We start from the raw sequence: 18652 nt of genomic DNA, 5'->3' as shown, positions 1-18652 counted from the left end.
CGCTTGCGCTGCATGCTGCGCGACGCGCGCTGGGTCACCCGGAACGCTCCGGTGAGGTTGGCATTGATGACCTCGGTGAACCGCTCCTCGGTCATCCGCATGAGGAACGCGTCCTGGGAGATGCCGGCATTGGACACCAGCACCTCGACCGGGCCCTGGTGCTCCTCAACCTCTTTGAATGCACGGTCGACGGCCTCGTTGTCGGTGACGTCGCACACGACCCCGAATAGTCCGTCGGGCGCCCCGGATCCGCGGTGGGTGACCGCGACCTTGTGCCCGTCGGCGGCCAGCCGCTGCGCGATCGCCAGGCCGATACCCCGGTTGCCACCGGTGACCAGGACGGAGCGGGAAACAAAGGCCGGTCGACCGCCCTGGCTCTCGGCGTCGACTTCAGCGGCAACACTGTCACTCATGCCCGTCAACTTAACGTGTGGTCTGTGGATCGCCGAAATCGACACCAGGGCTGTTGGCCGCGCGGATCCACGACCCTGACGTAGATCTCGGCGATCACTTAACCGGGCAACCGGCGGTTGATGAGCAGCGCGGCCACCCCCGCCAACGCGAGCACCAGCGCACCGAGCCGCAACCAACCCATGCTGGCGTCGCCCCTGATGGTCTCGTAGCCGATCTGTTCCTGCAGCGAGGTGAACACCGCCTTGAGCTGCTCCAGGCTGGACGCGGTGTACGCGTCGCCCCCGGACAACTGCGCAATCTTCTCCAGCATCGCGTCATCAACCGGGACCGGCTGGCGCTGATCGTTGATCTCGACATAGCCGTACGGGGTACCGAATGACACCGTGGATACCGGCACCCCCTGGTCCTTGGCGGTACGGGCCGCGGTGAATGCACCCTTGGGGTTGTCCGGATTCGACGGCACCGTTTCCTTGCCGTCCGACATCAGCACGATCCGCCCGGGCGGGCGCTCATCGCCACCGCCGATCACCGCTCCGACCGTCGCGATCGCCTGCAGCGCGGTGAAAATGCCTTCACCGGTGGCGGTGCGGTCGGCCAACTGCAGCTTGTCCAGCGCGGTCTTGGTGGCCTCACGGTTCGTGGTGGGCTGCACCAGCACCGTCGCCGTCCCGGCGTAGGCGATCAACCCAAGATTGATGCCGGGGGTCAACTGGTCGGCGAACTGCTTGGCCGCCTCCTGGGCCGCAGCCAAACGGCTGGGCGCAACATCGGTGGCACGCATGGACTGCGACACGTCGATCACCAGCATCACCACCGCGCGGTTGCGGGGAATCCGGACATCGTGGGTGGGGCCCGCCATCGCGACCGTCAACAGCACCAGCGACGCCACCATCAGGATCGCAGACAGATGCCGCCAGCGGGTCGGCTGCTTGGGCGCCACGCTCTCCAGCAGTTCCATATTGGCGAACCGCAGCACACGCTGCTTGCGGGCGCGCTGAACCGCCAGGTAGTAGCCGATCAGGCCGAGCACCACCAACAGGAACAGGAACCACCAGGCGTGCGCGAATCCAGTCAGGCTCATCGGGCCGAGTAACGGTAAAGTCATGTGCTACTTATCATTTCAGTTTCGTATCAAGCACTCATCGGATCTGCATGCTCTTCGCGCAAGCGCTCATCGGCCCGCCAGGGCGCCGCGCCGCCGGGTGGCAACGAACCGGACCACATCGGAGATCCAGTCCCGGTCGGTACGCAGGGTGAGCAGGGGCGCGTCGCAGCGCCGCAGTGTCCGCGCCACTTCGGCGCGGTGCTCAGCCGCTGCCCTCTCGAAGTCGGTGCGCAGCTGTTCGTCGATGGTGAATTCGCGGGTGACGCCGGTTTCGGTGTCCTGCAGAACGACATCTCCAATTTCGGGCAGTTCGACATCGCGGGGATCGATCACCTCGATCCCGAGCACCTCGTGGCGCCCGGCAATGGCCCGAAGCGGACGCATCCAGTTGATCGGGCCCAGGAAATCACTGATTATCACCGCCATGCCCCGGCGGCGCTCAGGCCTGCGCAGCGCGTCTATGGCCGCAGCCAGGTCGCCGCGTACGCCCATCGGCGCCTGGGGCATCGTGGCGATCGTGCGCAGCAGTTCCTGCTCGTGCATGCGGCCCGACAGTGCAGGCACCCGCCGCACCGTGTCGCCGTTGGCGATGATCGCGCCGATCCGGTTTCCGCCCCCACTGTTGAGGAACGTGATGGCCGCCGCGGCCGCCACCGCCAGGTCACGCTTCTCGCAGCCCGCCGTACCGAAATCGAGGCTGGCCGACATGTCCACCACCAGCCAGGTCTCCAGCTCCCGGTCGGCGATCATCTGCCGGACATGCGGATGGGTGGTGCGGGCGGTCACCGACCAGTCCATGCGGCGCACATCGTCGCCGGGTTGGTAGATCCGTGACTCCCCCGGCTCCGATCCCGGGCCCGGCAGCAGGCCCAGGTGGTCACCATGGAGCACGCCGTCGAGCTTGCGACGCACCGTCAGCTCCAGCTTGCGCAACGCCGCTGTAAGGGCGGGGTCGCGGATCTCCCCCCGCTTCAGCGATGGCAGGTCGACGGTGCGTCGGGAACTGGTCACCGACCTGCGGCCGCAGCAGCCGCGACCGGCACGACGGGGCCAACCGAATGCCCTTGCTGCGGGAGCGCATTCACCTGCGGCAGCGCCACCGTCTGCAGAATGCGGTTGACCACCGTCTCCGCGGAGATCTCGTCGGCCAACGCGTCGTAGGTCAGCACCAAACGGTGCCGCAGCACGTCCGGAATGACCTCGACGACATCCTGGGGGACGACGTAGTCACGGCCCCGCACCAACGCCAGCGCCCGTGCGGCCGAGATGATGCCCAGTGAGGCACGCGGTGATGCGCCGTAGGCGATCCACGCCTTGGCATCGGGCATGCCGAACTTCTCCGGCTCGCGCGTCGCGGTCACGATGCGTACCACGTAGTCGACCAGCGCGTGGTGCACGAAGTTGTTGGCCGCCACATCCTGTAGCCGCAGCAGGTCGCCGGTGTCGAGGATCTGCTTGGGCTCCGGGGGTTTGACACCCATCCGGTAGATGATCTCGCGCTCCTCCTCCGGCGACGGATAGTCGACGTTGAGCTTGAACAGGAAGCGGTCGCGCTGGGCTTCAGGAAGCGCGTAGACACCTTCCTGCTCGATCGGGTTCTGCGTGGCCATCACCAGGAACGGGTTGGGCAGCGGGAATCGCTTGCCACCAATCGACACCTGGCGTTCCTGCATGACCTCCAGCAGCGCCGACTGCACCTTGGCGGGCGCGCGGTTGATCTCGTCGGCGAGCAGGAAGTTGACCACCACCGGGCCGAGCTCGGTGTCGAACTCCTCCTTGCCCTGCCGGTAGATGCGGGTACCGACGATGTCGGTCGGCACCAGGTCGGGGGTGAACTGGATGCGCGCGAACGTCCCGCCGACCACCTTCGCGAACGTCTCGACGGCCAGCGTTTTGGCGACACCGGGAACACCCTCGAGCAGCACGTGGCCCTTGGACAACAGGCCGACCAGCATGCGCTCCACCAGCTGGTCCTGGCCGACGATGATGCGTTTGACCTCGAAGATGGCCCGCTCCAGGGTCTGGACCTCGGCGGCCAGCCCGTTACCGCCGCCTGTCGGCGCTTCGTGAGCCGGCGAACCTGATTGCCCGCCCGGGCCCGAGTAACCACTGGCGCCTGGCGGCGGCCCACCTGCTGCTGTCATCAAGAACCCTCCACGCTCAATCGGACACGACTGCCGGGCAGCGACGTGCCCGCGTCCAACTATTCCAGGCGTGCGCAGTTCCGTCGACGCTCGCCCAGCTGATGGGTCGCCGGCCCCGGGATCAGTACTCGATGATCCTGGTCAGGAACGGCGTCATGCCGGGCTTACGAACCGCGCTGACCGTAACCTTTCCGGCGCTGCCAGAGGCCTCCAGCATCTGGCCGTTGCCCAGGTACATGGTGACGTGCTGGCTGCCGTTCGGGCCGTAGAAGATGAGGTCGCCGCGCCTGGCCTGATCCGGCGGAATGTGACGTCCGGCGTTGTACTGGTCACCGGAAAACCGCGGGATCAGCACGCCGACACCGGCGAACATGTACCGCATCAGGCCCGAGCAGTCGAAGCCGTTGATGTTGGCGCCGTCGCCGACGCCCTTGCTGGGCCCGTCCAGCGAGCCGCCACCCCACGAATACGGGACACCCATCTGCGACCCGCCCCGCTTGATCACGTACTCGATGGCCTGCCGGCCGTAGACCCGCGGGATCTTGCCGCCGGGGTTGCTGGGGGTTGCCGCGCTGGGAGCGGGATCGCCGCCGAGGTTGATCCCGAGCCCGCCCAGGAACTGCTTGCCCAAGTTGAATGTGGTTTGGGTGGCCTGGGCGGTGGCCTGCAGCGAGGCGTTGGCGACGGCCAGCGGATCTCCCGGGGCGCCGGCGCTGATCTGGGCCGGCAGGGTGGGATCCCACGCGCCGGGGTCAGCCGTGGCCAGCGGAGCCGGGCCGGCCACAGAAAGCAACAGCCCGGTCACCACAGTGGCGATCCAGGCGAAGTTGATGAAACGAAACCGCTTGCGGCGCATGGCTCCTCGTTCAGTATTCGATGTAGCGGACCACGTAGGGGGTCATGCCGCTGGTGCGCACCGGGGCGACGCGCACCTTCAACCCGATGTCGGGAGCCTCGAGCATCTGGCCGTCACCGAGGTAGATCGTCACGTGCTGGCTACCGCCCGGGCCGTAGAAGATGACGTCGCCGCGGCGCATCTGCGAGGACGGGATCTTGCGGCCCAGGTTGTACTGCGAGCCCGAGTAGTGCGGCAGCTTGATCCCCACCCCGGCGAACGAGTACAAGACCAGACCCGAACAGTCGAAGCCGGTGATGCCCGCCCCGGAGTCGATTCCCTTACTCGGGCCGGCCGCGTTGCCGCCACCCCAGGAGTAGGGCACGCCGATCTGAGACATGCCGCGCCGGATCACGTACTCGGAGGCCTGGCGCCCATAGACCCGGGGAATACGCCCCCCGACCCCACCCGGCGCCGCATTGGTGATGCCAGTGTCGTCGGGCTTGAGGATGCCGATCTGCTGCAGGAAGTTGCGGCCGAGACCGGCGGTGACCTGCGTCGAGGTGGCCGAGATACCCAGCACCTGGTTGATCACCGCGATCGGGTCGCCGGGAATGTTGGCGCTCGGGATCATCGGCAGGGTGGGGTCCCAGGCGCCGTCCCATTGGCGGGCCCCGGCCGACGGTGCCGCCGCTCCCGCAGTCCCCGACTCCCACCGGTCCCCGGACGCCGGAGCCCCGCCCGTCGACCCCTGCCGGGCGGCGGCCTCACGCTTGGCCTCCTCGAGCTTGGCCTGCGCCTGGTTCCGCTCGGCGGCCAGACGGATCATGTCCTCGCGCTGTTCGTCGAACTTCTGTCTGGAGTTGGTCAGCGCCGCCACGGCGGCATCCTGGCTGGACTTGGCGTCGCCGGCGGCTTTGTCGGCGTTCTGCTTGGCGAGCCGCGCCGCCGATTCCTTGTTCACCTGCTCGGTGCGGGCTTGCTGCAGCTTGGCCATCACGGTCTGCGAACTGGCGGTCAGGCTCTTGGCCGCGGCTTCGGTGGCGATGATGTCGTCGGGGCTGCTGGCGCTCAGGTAGCTGCTCGACGGGCCGTTCATGTAGGCGGCCGCGGCGAAAGTGTCGAAGCGGCGCTGCGCTCCGGCGATCGCCGCGGTGGAATCTTTGACCGCCTGCTGGCTGGTCTGAAGATCGCGTTGGGCGGTGGCCGCGTTGTCTCGGGCGGTCTCCACGTCGACCAGGGCCTTGTTGACGCTTTCCTGCTCGGTCTGAATTTCGGCGCTCAGGTTCTGCAGGCGCTGGTTGGCCTTGGCGACGTTCGCGATCAGCGCGGCCAGGTTGTCTGCGGAGGAATCACCCTGCGCCAGGCCCGGGGTGCAGATCAACAGGGCCACGCTCAACACCGACGGCACGATGGGCCGCACCAGCCTTGCGGCCGGTCGCGCGGAAGACCCCCAGCGTGTGCGTCTCATTCGACTCAGGTCTCCTACGGCTCGACGCGACGGGTGGCGCCGGCCACAGACTTCTCGTAAGGCGCCAAAGACAACACCAGCATCATTTGCACCGTACGTCACAGGGGTGGGCGTGCAAACGCTCCGCCGAAATCGCACTCTCTACGTGCGTTTAATGTGACCGAACGGTGACCTGCCCCGTTTGCCGTGGCAGCGCGCGAAATCCGTCAGCCGAACCCGAAGAACCGAATACGAGATGTCAGGCGCCGGTATTGGCCTCGGCATCGTCAGTCGCCGCCGCGTCGTCCGATGTTGCTGGACGCTTGCTACGCACCTGCAACAGCCGGGTGCCGACGGCCGCCGCGAAGACCCCGATCAAGAGGAAGATGGTCAGGCCGGTCCAGGGAAACTCGGGCGTGTCCAGCTCGTGGAGGAAATGCTGCGCCGACGCCACCGGGTTGCCCGTCTTGGCGATGTCCTCACCGGCCTCGAGGGTGACGCGCGGGAACTGCGTGCTGTAGCTGCCGACATAACTCGGGCTCAGCGTCAGGACGGTGGCGTCGTGATAGTCGGCGCCGACCACGGTCGAGATGTCGCGCAACGGCGTGTCGTTCGGGGGGTTGTGGTCGAGCATCACGATCTTGAGGTTGATGCCCTCGGCGTGCGCCTGGTTGACCACGTCGAGCAGCCCGGGCATGGCCGCCGGCGGCGCGCTGACTCCGGTGGCGGCGACCTGAGCCTTGACCATCGTGATGTCGACGTCCACGGGAATGTAGGCGGGGAGGCCCGGAACCGTTTCCGGCAGCGGTCCGACGAAAGAATCTTGCCCGGTCATTGTTTCCCTCCTGCGGCGGCGTGTCCCTCCTGGCGCAGTGCTACAGGCACCGTACGCGACCTCGCCCCGTCCCATCGCGGGCCCACCGCGCCGGCGCCGGCCGCCCCGCGTGAGACCTCGGCGCGATTGGTGCGCACACGGAGGTTTAGCCCGGGGCCGCCGCGATAAGACTGGAGTCAGGGCTGCCGTCTGTAATGCAGGACAAGCGTACTGTTAAAGTTGCATGTTCGTTCGGACGATCCGCCGACACCAGCCCCGTCGGTGGGAGAACTAAATCCTTGGGAGTTGAAGTGACTGATTCTGTGAACTCATTCGGAGCCCGCAACACCCTCGAGGTCGGCGACAAGAGTTACCAGATCTATCGCCTCGACGCCGTCCCCAACACGGAGAAGCTCCCCTACAGCCTCAAGGTGCTGGCCGAGAACCTGCTGCGCAACGAGGACGGCAGCAACATCACCAAGGACCACATCGAGGCCATCGCAAACTGGGATCCCAAGGCGGAGCCCAGCATTGAGATCCAGTACACCCCGGCGCGGGTCGTGATGCAGGACTTCACCGGTGTGCCGTGCATCGTCGACCTGGCCACCATGCGCGAGGCGATCGGCGAGCTCGGCGGCAACCCGGAGAAGGTCAACCCGCTCGCGCCCGCCGACCTGGTGATCGACCACTCGGTGATCGCCGACCTGTTCGGCACCCCCGACTCATTCGAGCGCAACGTCGAGATCGAATACCAGCGCAACGGCGAGCGCTATCAGTTCTTGCGCTGGGGCCAGGGAGCATTCCAGGACTTCAAGGTGGTGCCCCCGGGCACCGGCATCGTGCACCAGGTCAACATCGAGTACCTGGCCAGCGTGGTGATGAGCCGCGACGGGGTGGCCTACCCCGACACCTGCGTGGGTACCGACTCGCACACCACGATGGTCAACGGCCTCGGCGTTCTGGGCTGGGGCGTAGGCGGCATCGAGGCCGAGGCCGCGATGCTCGGTCAGCCGGTGTCGATGCTGATCCCCCGCGTGGTCGGCTTCAAGCTGACCGGTGAAATCCAGCCTGGCGTGACAGCGACCGACGTCGTGCTGACCGTGACCGAGATGCTGCGCAAGCACGGTGTGGTCGGAAAGTTCGTCGAGTTCTACGGCAAGGGTGTGGCCGAGGTGCCGCTGGCCAACCGCGCCACCCTGGGCAACATGAGCCCCGAATTCGGTTCCACCGCAGCCATTTTCCCGATCGACGAGGAGACCATCTCCTACCTGCGCTTCACCGGCCGCAAGGATGAGCAGCTGGCGCTGGTCGAGGCCTACGCCAAGGAACAGGGCATGTGGCACGACCCCACTCACGAGCCCGAGTACTCGGAATACATCGAACTCGACCTGTCCGACGTGGTGCCGTCGATCGCCGGGCCCAAGCGTCCCCAGGACCGAATTGTGTTGGCGGAAGCCAAGTCCACGTTCCGCGAGCAAATCCCCAATTACGTCGGCGACCAAAACGGCCAGCAGGGCTACTCGAAGCTGGACGAGGTGGTCGAAGAGACCTTCCCGGCCAGTGACCCGGGATCGCCCACGAACGGGCACGCGGACGACGTGCCCGAGGCGAAGTCGGCCGCCGCGCACGCCACCGGCCGGCCCAGCAACCCGGTGACGGTGCGCTCCGACGAGTTCGGCGAGTTCGTGCTCGACCACGGCGCGGTGGTCATCGCCGCGATCACGTCGTGCACCAACACCTCCAACCCCGAAGTGATGCTGGGCGCCGCGCTGCTCGCACGCAACGCCGTCGACAAGGGACTGGCGTCCAAGCCGTGGGTGAAGACCACCATGGCGCCCGGCTCCCAGGTGGTCAACGACTACTACAACAAGGCCGGCCTGTGGCCGTATCTGGAGAAGCTCGGCTTCTATCTGGTCGGCTACGGCTGCACCACCTGCATCGGTAACTCCGGTCCGCTGCCCGACGAGATCTCGAAGGCCATCAACGACAACGACCTTTCGGTCACCGCCGTGCTTTCGGGTAACCGCAACTTCGAGGGCCGCATCAACCCGGACGTGAAGATGAACTACCTGGCGTCGCCGCCGCTGGTGGTGGCCTACGCGCTCGCCGGCACCATGGACTTCGACTTCGACGAGGAGCCACTCGGCCAAGACAAAGACGGCAACGACGTCTTCCTGAAAGACATCTGGCCGTCGCAGCAGGACGTCTCCGACACCATCGCGTCGGCGATCAACCAGGAGATGTTCACCAAGAACTACGCCGATGTGTTCAAGGGTGACGAACGCTGGCGCAACCTGCCGACTCCGAGCGGCAACACCTTTGAGTGGGACTCGGATTCGACGTACGTGCGCAAACCTCCGTACTTCGACGGCATGCCCGCCGATCCCGAGCCGGTCGCCGACATCACCGGCGCACGGGTGCTGGCGCTGCTCGGCGACTCGGTGACCACCGACCACATCTCCCCCGCCAGCAGCATCAAGCCGGGCACCCCGGCGGCGCAGTACCTCGACGACCACGGCGTGGAACGCAAGGACTACAACTCCTTTGGCTCGCGGCGCGGCAACCACGAGGTGATGATCCGCGGCACGTTCGCCAACATCAGGCTTCGCAACCTGTTGCTCGACGACGTGTCCGGCGGCTACACCCGCGACTTCACCCAGGATGACGCGCCGCAGGCGTTCATCTACGACGCCGCGCAAAACTATGCGGCACAAGATATTCCGCTGGTGGTGCTGGGCGGTAAGGAGTACGGGTCGGGCTCGTCACGCGACTGGGCGGCCAAGGGAACGCGGCTGCTGGGTGTGCGCGCGGTGATCGCCGAGTCGTTCGAACGCATCCACCGGTCCAACCTGATCGGTATGGGCGTGATCCCGTTGCAGTTCCCGGACGGCAAGTCCGCCGAGGATCTGGGGCTGGACGGCACCGAGGTGTTCGACATCACCGGTATCGACGAGCTCAACAACGGCAAGACGCCGAAGACGGTGCGCGTCAAGGCAAGCAAGGATGGTTCGGATGCCATCGAGTTCGACGCGGTGGTGCGCATCGACACCCCCGGCGAGGCCGACTACTACCGCAACGGCGGCATCCTGCAGTACGTGCTGCGCAACATGCTCAAGTCGGACTAGCCCAAACCGGCCGGCCCCCCGTGCCCAAGGTCAGCGAGGACCATCTGGCGGCCCGCCGCCGCCAGATCCTCGACGGCGCCCGTCGCTGCTTTGCCGAATTCGGCTACGACAAAGCCACGGTGCGCCGGCTGGAGAAGGCGATCGGGATGTCGCGCGGCGCGATCTTCCACCATTTCCGGGACAAGGACGCGCTGTTTTTCGCGCTCGCCCACGAGGACGCCGAGCGGATGGCCGATGTGGCCTCCCGCGCCGGACTGATCCAGGTGATGCGGGACATGTTGGCCGCGCCCGACCAGTTCGACTGGTTGGCCACCAGATTGGAGATCGCCCGCAAGCTGCGCAACGATCCCGCGTTCAGCCGCGGCTGGGCGGAGCGTTCGGCCGAGCTGGCGGCGGCGACCACCGATCGGCTGCGCAGGCAGACGGAGGCGCAGCGGGTGCGCGACGACGTGCCCGGCGATGTGCTGCGGTGCTATCTGGAGTTGGTGCTCGACGGCCTGGTGGCCCGGTTGGCGTCCGGCGAGGATCCGCAGCGCCTGGCCGCGGTGCTCGACCTGGTGGAGAGCTCGGTGCGGCGCAGTTAAGGCGCGCCGATTGTGAATCTCACGACGCGACAGGCCGATTCAGTGTCGCCGGGTTCACGCTCGTGGATTTACCGCGCGACCTTCGCGGTCCGGTTTGGGCCGCCGCGGCTGCGCATCGTGGTACCCGACTCCCGCAACAGGCTGTGAATCGACCCGTACGACCGGCCGGTCGTGGCAACCAGACTGCGGATGCTGGCCCCACCTTCGTAGGCGTGGCGTAGCTCGTCCAACAACTGGTCGCGCACCTTGGCCGACCTTTGCACTGTTCTTCTCATGGTTCCTCCGAGGCCGGGACACGATCGCAAGCACCTAGAGTAAGAAGCCGTTGTCGGCCGCGGGCGGATTTCGCGAAATCACCTGTCGCCACGTGCCGCAGTCCCGTGGCGATCGCGAGCGCGGCGCAGCGCGGCGAAGCGGGTCGCCACCATCAAATCAGGCGAGCTCGATCAGATCCCGGTATTCGTCGGACCAGTAGTCCTCGGTGCCGTCCGGGAGGAGCACCACTCGTTGCGGGTCGAGGGCCTCGGCGGCGCCGGGGTCGTGCGTCACCAGCACCACCGCGCCCTGATAGCTGCGCAGCGCGTCGAGTACCTGCTCGCGCGACGCGGGATCGAGGTTGTTCGTCGGTTCGTCGAGCAACAAGACGTTGGCGGTCGACGCCACCAAACCGGCCAGCGCGAGCCGGGTTTTCTCACCGCCGGACAGGGTGCCAGCCGGCTGGTCGAGTTGCGGCCCGCTGAACATGAACGCGCCCAGCAGCCCGCGCAGTTCCTGCTCGCCCGAATCCGGTGCGGCGTGCCGGATGTTCTCCCACACGCTCGCATCGTTGTCGAGCGTGTCGTGCTCCTGCGCGAAATACCCGACCCGCAAGCCGTGTCCGGGCTCCAGCCCTCCGGTGTCGGGAGCCTCGGTGCCGGCCAGCAATCTGAGCAATGTGGTCTTGCCGGAGCCGTTGAGCCCCAGCACCACCACCCGCGAGCCGCGGTCGATCGCCAGATCGACACCGGTGAACACTTCCAGCGATCCGTAGGACTTGCTCAGCCCCTTGGCGATCAGCGGTGTGCGCCCACACGCGGCGGGCGTCGGGAACTTGATGCGGGCCACCTTGTCGGCGACTCGCTCCTCGTCGAGCGCGGCCATCATCCGGTCGGCGCGGCGTAACATGTTCTGGGCGGCAACGGCTTTGGTGGCTTTCGCACCCAGCTTCGCGGCCTGTGTGCGCAGCGCGGTGGCCTTGCGTTCGGCGTTCGTGCGTTCCCGGCGGCGACGCTGCTCGTCGGTCGCGCGGGCATCGAGGTACTTCTGCCAGCCCATGTTGTAGACGTCGGCCTCGCCGCGCACGGCGTCCAGGAACCACACCCGGTTGACGACGTCGGCGAGCAATTCGACGTTGTGGCTAATGATCACCAGCCCGCCGGTGTGGGCGCGCAGGAAGTCGCGTAACCAGCCGATGGAATCCGCGTCCAGGTGGTTGGTGGGCTCGTCGAGAAGCAGGGTGGTCTCCGAGCCTGAGGTTCCCGCTCCCCCCTCCGAGGCGGCGAACAGGATGCGCGCCAGCTCCACCCGGCGGCGCTGCCCGCCGGACAGGGTGCGCAGCTGCTGCGTCAGCACCCGTTCCGGCAAGCCGAGACTGGCACAGATGCGGCTGGCTTCGCTTTCCGCGCCGTAGCCGCCCAGGGCCACGAAACGCTCCTCCAGCTGGCCGTACCGGCGGATCGCGCGGTCGCGGGCGTCGTCGTCGGCGACCTCGGCCATCAACGCCTGCTGCTTTTCCAGATCGGTGAGCAAGACGTCCAACCCGCGGGCCGACAGGACCCGGTCGCGGGCCAGCACATCGAGGTCGCCCTCTTTGGGATCCTGTGGCAGATAACCGATTTCGCCGGTGCGGGTGATCGACCCGGCATACGGCTCGGTCTCCCCCGCCAAGATGCGCAGGGTGGTGGTCTTGCCCGCGCCGTTACGGCCGACCAGCCCGATGCGGTCGCCGGGCTGCACCCGCAGGTCGGGGCCGTCGGGTGAGAGCAGGATGCGCGCGCCAGCGCGGACCTCGAGGTCCGTGGCCGTGATCACGATCGCTCTCCTGAGTTGAAGGACGCCTATTTGTCGTCGGTGAATACCGCTGGTCGTCGTTCTGCGCGCGCGGCAACCGCTTCTTCGAAGTTGGCGGTGAGCAGGCGGACGAAAAGCTGTCCCAAGCCTTCGGCTTGCATGTGCCCTTCCAGGCTACCGGCGTCCAGTCCAGTCCACAGCGTGCGCTTGGTCAACTCGGTACCAGGCCGGGAGAACGCCGCGATCCGCGCCGCGATGGCATAGCAGGTGTCCAGCAGCTGCTTGTCGGGCACCTGGCACGACACCAGCCCGATCCGCTCGGCCTCCTCCGCGGTGACGTCGCGGCCGGTCAGCATGATCTCGAACGCCCGCGACGATCCGATGGCCCGGGGCAGCAGGTAAGACAGCCCCAGTTCGCTGGCGGTCAGCCCGTTGTTGATGCCGGCGGCGCGAAAGTACGCGCTGGTGGAGGCCACCCGGATGTCGGCGGCCAGCGCCAGGCACAGACCACCGCCGATGGCCGGGCCGTTGACCGCGGCGATCACCGGTTGGTGTAGCCGGCGCAAGGCCAGGATGACCTCGTCGAGAATCTCCATGGAGCGCAGCGCATAGGTGGGGCGGGTCAGCCCCTCGACATTGGGCACCGAGCCCGCGGACTTGTGATCGGCACCCGAGGAAAAGCCCCGCCCGGCGCCCGTCAGCACGACTACGCGCACCGCGTTGTCGTATCGGACCTTCTCCAGGGCCTCCTTCAGGGGCACCATGACGTCGAACGCCATGGAGTTCATCCGCTCGGGTCGGTTGAGGGTGATCAGCGCCACGCCGGGCCGCGGGTGGTCTACCAGTACCAAACTCACCCATGCAACCTAGCGCGTGACCGACGGCAGCGCGGTGTCGCGCTTATTCGGCCGGCCCGGCTTCTGCCGCGTCGACGTCGAAGGCCCGGACCTGCTGGACCAGGTCCTCGAGGGCCGCCGGCGGCAGGGCCCCGGGCTGGTTGAACAGCAGTTTGCCCTTCTTGAAGGCCATCAGCGTGGGGATGGACCGGATCTGGGCGGCCGCGGCCAGCTGTTGTTCGGCCTCGGTGTCGACCTTGGCGTGCACGATGTCGGGATGTTTCTCCGACGACGCCTGGAAAGTGGGGCCGAACTGGCGGCACGGACCACACCAGGACGCCCAGAAGTCGACGAGCACGATGTCGTTGCCCGCGACGGTTTCGTTGAACTTCTCAGCGGTGAGATCAAGTGTTGTCACATTTGCGGTAACGCCCCGCGCCGACGTGATGTTCCCGGTGCGCCGTGACGCGCGGCGCCGCATTCCGCGCTGGTTACGGTTGCGTACGTTTTCCCGCGTCCGACAGACTGGGCCTGACCATCCGCCGCCTCAAAGGACCAGTGAGGGAATCGCGTTGGGCCACTACATCGCTAACGTCCGTGATCTCGAGTTCAACCTCTTCGAAGTCCTCGGTATCGGCGCCGTCCTGGGCACCGGAGGCTACCGCGACCTCGACGAGGAAACGGTGCGAACCATATTGGCCGAAGCCGCTCGCCTGGCCGAGGGTCCGGTGGCCGACTCCTTCGCCTTCGCCGACCGCAACCCGCCGGTGTTCGACCCGGCCGAGCACACCATCAGCGTGCCGGACGAGCTGGCCAAGACGGTGGCCGCGCTCAAGGAAGCCGGCTGGTGGCGGCTGGGCATGGCCGAAGAGATAGGCGGCATGCCCGCCCCGCCGCCGCTGGCGTGGGCGGTCAACGAAATGCTGATCTGCGCCAATCCGTCGGCGAATTTCTTTTGCCTGGGCCCGTTCATGTCTCAGGCCCTGTACATCGAGGGCAATGAGCAGCAGCGCCGATGGGCCGCCGAAGGCGTGGAGCGGGGCTGGGCGGCCACCATGGTGCTCACCGAACCCGACGCGGGCTCCGACGTCGGCGCCGGCCGCGCCAAAGCCTTCGAACAACCCGACGGCACCTGGCACATCGAGGGCGTCAAGCGCTTCATCTCCGGCGGCGACGTGGGCGACACCGCCGAGAACATCTTCCATCTGGTGCTGGCCCGTCCCGAGGGCGCCGGTCCGGGCACCAAGGGCCTGAGCCTGTTCTACGTGCCCAACCACCTGTTCGACCCGGACACTTTCGAGCTCGGCCCGCGCAACGGTGTGTACGTCACCGGGGTGGAGCACAAGATGGGCATCAAGTCCTCCCCCACGTGCGAATTGACCTTCGGCGCAACGGATGTGCCCGCGGTCGGTTACCTCGTCGGCGACGTGCACCGGGGTATCGCGCAGATGTTCACCGTCATCGAGCAGGCGCGCATGACGATTGGCGTCAAAGCCGCCGGCACGCTGTCCACGGGTTACCTGAACGCGCTGGCCTTCGCCAAAGAGCGGGTGCAGGGCGCGGACCTGACACAGATGTCCGACAAGACGGCCCCGCGGGTCACCATCATCCACCACCCCGACGTGCGTCGTAGCCTGATGACCCAGAAGGCGTACGCCGAGGGCCTGCGAGCGCTCTACATGTATGCCGCCGCACACCAGGATGACGCAGTGGCCCAACGTGTTTCGGGTGCCGATCACGACATGGCGCACCGGATCGACGATCTGCTGCTACCCATCGTCAAAGGGGTCAGTTCGGAACGGGCCTACGAAGTGCTCACCGAGTCGCTGCAGACGCTGGGTGGTTCCGGCTTCCTGACCGACTATCCGCTCGAGCAGTACATCCGTGATTCCAAGATCGACTCGCTCTACGAGGGCACCACCGCCATCCAGGCGCTCGACTTCTTCTTCCGCAAGATCGTGCGTGACCGGGGCCAGGCCCTGCAGTTCCTGACGACCCAGATCACCGCGACCATCGATGACTGCGACGAGGCGCTCAAGCCGATCGCCCAACTAGTGCAGACCGCGTACGACGACGTGACGGCGATGACGGGTGCGCTGACCGGTTATCTGATGTCCGCGGCCCAGCAGCCCACCGACATTTACAAGGTGGGGTTGGGTTCGGTGCGCTTTCTGCTTGCGGTCGGCGATCTGCTGATCGGCTGGAGACTACTGGTGCAAGCCGGCGTCGCGCACCGCGCGCTGACCGATGGCGCAGCGGGACACGATGAGCCGTTCCTTCAGGGCAAGGTCGCCACGGCGGCGTTCTTCGCCAAGAACATGTTGCCGAAGCTGACCGCCCTGCGCGGCGTCATCGAGGCCATCGACGACGAGATCATGAAGGTGCCCGAAGCGGCCTTCTGACGGCCCACAGGTTAGGCACAGTTCGAACGGGTAAACCAGAACGTTGGCTTTACCCGACGAATGGAGAAACGTTGATGTCTGCCAGCTGTCACGTACCCCGCCTCACGCGGTTCGCGATATTCGCGGTCGCGGGGGCTACCGCATTGTCCCTGTCCGCCTGCGGCTCTTCGAATAAATCCAGTTCCACTTCAACCTCAACCTCGACGTCGACATCCACCGTGACCTCGGCGGCCCCGTCGTCCACGCCCAACGCCGAAACCAAGGTCAGCGGCCTGATCGCGTCCGTGGCGGGCAACTCCATCCAGGTCACCAAGGAAGACAACGCCACCGCCGCGGTGAACTTCACCTCGACCACCAAGATCACCGAGGCCGTTCCGGCGGGCCTGCCGGACGTCACCCAGGGCAGCTGCGTCAGCGTGAAGCCCGTCGAGGGGTCGGCGCCCGGGCAGCAGGTCACGGCCGCGAAGGTGAAGATCAGCGAGTCCGTCAACGGCGTCTGCCCCAAACCGCCGGAGTCCACACCGGGCGGTGCCAGCAGCACGCCACCGCCCGGCTCGCCCTCACCGGCGCCCGCGAAGCCAGCCTGGGTGCGGGGCTCGGTGGCGTCGGTTTCGGGTAACACCATCAACCTGACCGGCACGGATGCCAGCGGTAACACCACGCAAACGACCGTGACGGTTGACGACAAGACCAAATACACCAAGCAGACGTCCGCGAACACCGATGCGATCGCGCCGGGCAAGTGCCTGTCCGCGCGCGGAACCACCGACAACGGCGGCGCGCTGCAGGCGACGAGCATCAAGCTACGACAGGCCGTCGACGGCAAATGCGGCAAGCCCAAGCAGCCCGGCCAGGGTGGCTGACCCCGGCTCGCGCAGCTTCAGATCGCCGTAGCCCCCGACGGGCGCGGGTGGAAAACCGCGCTCGCCGGGGGTAATCGCCCACCACGGCGAAACATGCGATGGAGAAGAGGCCGTGCCTGCCCTTTCAAAGACTCGGTGGACCCAGATCGCGATCGGCACCGTGATCGTTTTCATCGCGTTGTGTGTCGCCATGTGCGGGCCGTCCCACAACTCGTCGAACAGCAGCGCCCCGCCTACCGTCACCGCGGTCCCGCCTAGCGCGGTACCACCGTCGGGGCCATCGCAGCCCCCGCCACCTCCCATCGGCAAGGACTACGTGGAGGGCATGGTCCAGTCGGTGTCGGGCGGCACGATCGCGCTGCGGACGCGGACCGGCTCCGCGACCGTGGATTACACGCCCGAGACGAGGGTCGTGGAGGCGACCCCGGCGAAGCTGACGGATGTGACGCCCGGCAGCTGCGTAAATGTTCGCGCCACGCCGCAGAGCGCGCCGACCCTCGGGGCGATCACCGCGCAATCGGTGACGGTCACCGCGTCCGCGGACGGCAGGTGTCCGCCACCGGCCGGGTTCTACGGCACGGTCGCCTCGGTGTCGGGCAACACCATTGCGATCACCGGTCTGGGCCCCGGCGGCCCGGGCGCTCCCACCACCGTGACCGTCGCCGACTCGACCTCATATCTCAGGCAGACACCGTCGGACGCCCATGCGATCACGAACGGTAAATGCTTGGGGGCAAACGGAACCCAGGACGGCGGCACGCTACACGCGACGATGATCAGCTTGGAGACGTGCCCACCCATGGGGCACCCGCACCACCATCTGCATCTGCCCCACCTCCACCTCCACCTTTAGTGGCGATCGCCAGCGCGGCGTAGCCGGGCGCAGCGGGTCGCCGTCGATGCGAGCAACAACATCGTCCGAATGCTCAGGTGCGCGGCCGGTCAACCGTTGACGCGCAACCCCTTTCGCGCCTCAAGCTCCTCTTCGGTAACCCACTCGCGCAGCGGTTGACCCGGCAAGCACAGCATTGTGAGGACGAAGCTACAATGAATGTCAGTGCGGTTGTTCGCGTCCTGATAGTGGACCACGTCGCCGCCGGGCCCCCAGAACGCGTCTCCCGCGCGTAGGACGCGTGGCGCTTCACCCTCGAGTTCGAACAACATCTCCCCGGCGATCATGTAACCGAACCCCGGCCCGCCAGGAAGGCGATGTGGCGGGTATCCAGGGGCGCCCGGCGGATGGGTGATGAGAATGGTCATCACCTGGGCGCCTACAGGAATCGACGGCGCCCGTACTTCCTGCAGCACCTTTATTATTGATTTCTGTTCGGAGTCGTTCGTATCCAACACTATTCGCTATCTTGACTTTGGGGTTACGAAACCGAACATGTGTCGATCCAGTCGGAGTATCGAGTAGCGAAGATGGTGGCGTTCTCGTCCGGAGCGAGGGTGTGATCGTCGATCACCGCACCGAAGTATGGCGCCTCGGCGTCGGTCACGACCCGACGTTGATCAGCCTTGGCGGCAAGGCCCGTGCGGACAAAATCGTCCATCCCCATTGCTTCGGGCCCAGCGATCTCCGTTACTCCGTTGATAGCGGGTCCGACCGCCGCGCGGGCCACGGCGGTGGCGACATCGTCGGCGGCGATAGGACGAAACAGCGCGTGTGGCAACCTGACAATGTCTCCGTCTGTCGCGGAATCGGCCAACCCAATCGCGAACTCGTAGAACGGAGTTGCCCGCACGATCGAATAGGGCCGGCCCGAATTCTTGATCAGGTTCTCCTGAGCTGCTTTGGCGGTGTTGTAGCCGCTATCCGGCATGGCCTGCGCGCCCACTACGGACAACGCGACATGGTGTTTGACTCCCGCTTCCTGTTCAGCAGAGAGCAGATTCGCCGTCGCGGTCGTGAAGAAGTGCATTACAGGTTCGTCGTCGAACAAGGGTGAATCGGCGACATCGACCAGGACGTCCGCACCGGCGAGCGCGTCGGCGAGGCCTTCACCGGTCAGGGCATCGACACCTGATCGG

At 66.6% G+C, this 18652-nt stretch carries 18 protein-coding genes; 5 read left to right on the top strand and 13 right to left on the bottom strand.

Annotated elements, in window-relative coordinates; translation table 11 throughout:
* The 7 genes from Q0W90_RS15590 to Q0W90_RS15560 form a co-directional block, all read right to left on the bottom strand.
* Positions 1–413, bottom strand: a 413-nt coding sequence (locus Q0W90_RS15590) for an SDR family NAD(P)-dependent oxidoreductase (RefSeq protein ID WP_297775139.1), incomplete at its 3' end; no start/stop codon positions are given.
* 98 nt (positions 414–511) lie between these two features.
* A complete protein-coding gene (locus tag Q0W90_RS15585) occupies positions 512–1519 on the bottom strand; it encodes a VWA domain-containing protein (protein ID WP_297775137.1) in 1008 nt (335 codons plus the stop codon).
* A gap of 66 nt (positions 1520–1585) precedes the next feature.
* Positions 1586–2530, bottom strand: coding sequence for a DUF58 domain-containing protein (locus Q0W90_RS15580; RefSeq protein ID WP_297775135.1), 945 nt, complete (start codon positions 2528–2530; stop codon positions 1586–1588).
* Positions 2527–3663, bottom strand: coding sequence for a MoxR family ATPase (locus Q0W90_RS15575; RefSeq protein WP_297775133.1), 1137 nt, complete (start codon positions 3661–3663; stop codon positions 2527–2529). Before Q0W90_RS15575 ends, Q0W90_RS15580 begins: the two co-directional genes overlap by 4 nt.
* Positions 3664–3784: 121 nt before the next feature.
* Entirely contained in the window at positions 3785–4519 is a 735-nt protein-coding gene (ripB, locus tag Q0W90_RS15570; RefSeq protein WP_297600248.1) for an NlpC/P60 family peptidoglycan endopeptidase RipB, read from the bottom strand.
* A gap of 10 nt (positions 4520–4529) precedes the next feature.
* Entirely contained in the window at positions 4530–5969 is a 1440-nt protein-coding gene (ripA, locus tag Q0W90_RS15565) for an NlpC/P60 family peptidoglycan endopeptidase RipA (RefSeq protein WP_297600245.1), read from the bottom strand.
* Between the two features lie 238 nt (positions 5970–6207).
* A complete protein-coding gene (locus Q0W90_RS15560) occupies positions 6208–6783 on the bottom strand; it encodes a DUF6676 family protein (RefSeq protein ID WP_297600241.1) in 576 nt (191 codons plus the stop codon).
* A 290-nt stretch (positions 6784–7073) separates the two neighbouring features.
* Between Q0W90_RS15560 and Q0W90_RS15555 the strand changes: the two genes are divergently transcribed.
* Together Q0W90_RS15555 and Q0W90_RS15550 are read left to right on the top strand one after the other, a co-directional pair.
* Complete coding sequence (locus tag Q0W90_RS15555; protein WP_297775131.1) at positions 7074–9887, top strand: aconitate hydratase; 2814 nt, start codon at positions 7074–7076, stop codon at positions 9885–9887.
* 20 nt (positions 9888–9907) lie between these two features.
* The gene (locus Q0W90_RS15550; RefSeq protein WP_297599697.1) at positions 9908–10471 is read left to right on the top strand and encodes a TetR/AcrR family transcriptional regulator; all 564 of its coding nucleotides are present in this window, start codon (positions 9908–9910) and stop codon (positions 10469–10471) included.
* Positions 10472–10539: 68 nt separating this feature from the next.
* Here the strand turns inward: Q0W90_RS15550 and Q0W90_RS15545 are convergent, their stop codons facing one another.
* From Q0W90_RS15545 to trxA, 4 genes are all read right to left on the bottom strand, one after another.
* Positions 10540–10734 (bottom strand): helix-turn-helix domain-containing protein, encoded by a 195-nt coding sequence (locus Q0W90_RS15545; protein WP_297599728.1) that lies wholly within the window; start codon positions 10732–10734, stop codon positions 10540–10542.
* Positions 10735–10903: 169 nt separating this feature from the next.
* Complete coding sequence (locus tag Q0W90_RS15540) at positions 10904–12541, bottom strand: ABC-F family ATP-binding cassette domain-containing protein (RefSeq protein ID WP_297775128.1); 1638 nt, start codon at positions 12539–12541, stop codon at positions 10904–10906.
* 26 nt (positions 12542–12567) lie between these two features.
* A complete protein-coding gene (locus Q0W90_RS15535; protein WP_297700058.1) occupies positions 12568–13377 on the bottom strand; it encodes an enoyl-CoA hydratase in 810 nt (269 codons plus the stop codon).
* 43 nt (positions 13378–13420) lie between these two features.
* A complete protein-coding gene (gene trxA, locus Q0W90_RS15530; protein ID WP_297599706.1) occupies positions 13421–13774 on the bottom strand; it encodes a thioredoxin in 354 nt (117 codons plus the stop codon).
* A gap of 154 nt (positions 13775–13928) precedes the next feature.
* Between trxA and Q0W90_RS15525 the strand changes: the two genes are divergently transcribed.
* The 3 genes from Q0W90_RS15525 (at position 13929) to Q0W90_RS15515 (ending at position 17474) form a co-directional block, all read left to right on the top strand.
* A complete protein-coding gene (locus Q0W90_RS15525; RefSeq protein ID WP_297775126.1) occupies positions 13929–15758 on the top strand; it encodes an acyl-CoA dehydrogenase in 1830 nt (609 codons plus the stop codon).
* A gap of 74 nt (positions 15759–15832) precedes the next feature.
* On the top strand, positions 15833–16621 hold the full coding sequence (locus Q0W90_RS15520; RefSeq protein WP_363319564.1) for a DUF5666 domain-containing protein: 789 nt from the start codon (positions 15833–15835) through the stop codon (positions 16619–16621).
* A gap of 112 nt (positions 16622–16733) precedes the next feature.
* On the top strand, positions 16734–17474 hold the full coding sequence (locus Q0W90_RS15515) for a DUF5666 domain-containing protein (protein ID WP_297775124.1): 741 nt from the start codon (positions 16734–16736) through the stop codon (positions 17472–17474).
* A gap of 89 nt (positions 17475–17563) precedes the next feature.
* On the opposite strand, the gene Q0W90_RS15510 is transcribed toward Q0W90_RS15515, so the two are convergent.
* Together Q0W90_RS15510 and Q0W90_RS15505 are read right to left on the bottom strand one after the other, a co-directional pair.
* On the bottom strand, positions 17564–17974 hold the full coding sequence (locus Q0W90_RS15510) for a cupin domain-containing protein (RefSeq protein ID WP_297775141.1): 411 nt from the start codon (positions 17972–17974) through the stop codon (positions 17564–17566).
* 20 nt (positions 17975–17994) lie between these two features.
* Positions 17995–18652, bottom strand: a 658-nt coding sequence (locus tag Q0W90_RS15505; protein ID WP_297775122.1) for an NAD(P)H-binding protein, incomplete at its 5' end; no start/stop codon positions are given.

This window comes from Mycobacterium sp. (genome assembly GCF_025933915.1).
Lineage (GTDB): Bacteria > Actinomycetota > Actinomycetes > Mycobacteriales > Mycobacteriaceae > Mycobacterium.
The sequence above is the reverse complement of the archived record's forward strand: the minus strand, read 5'-3'. Positions and strand labels throughout refer to the sequence as shown.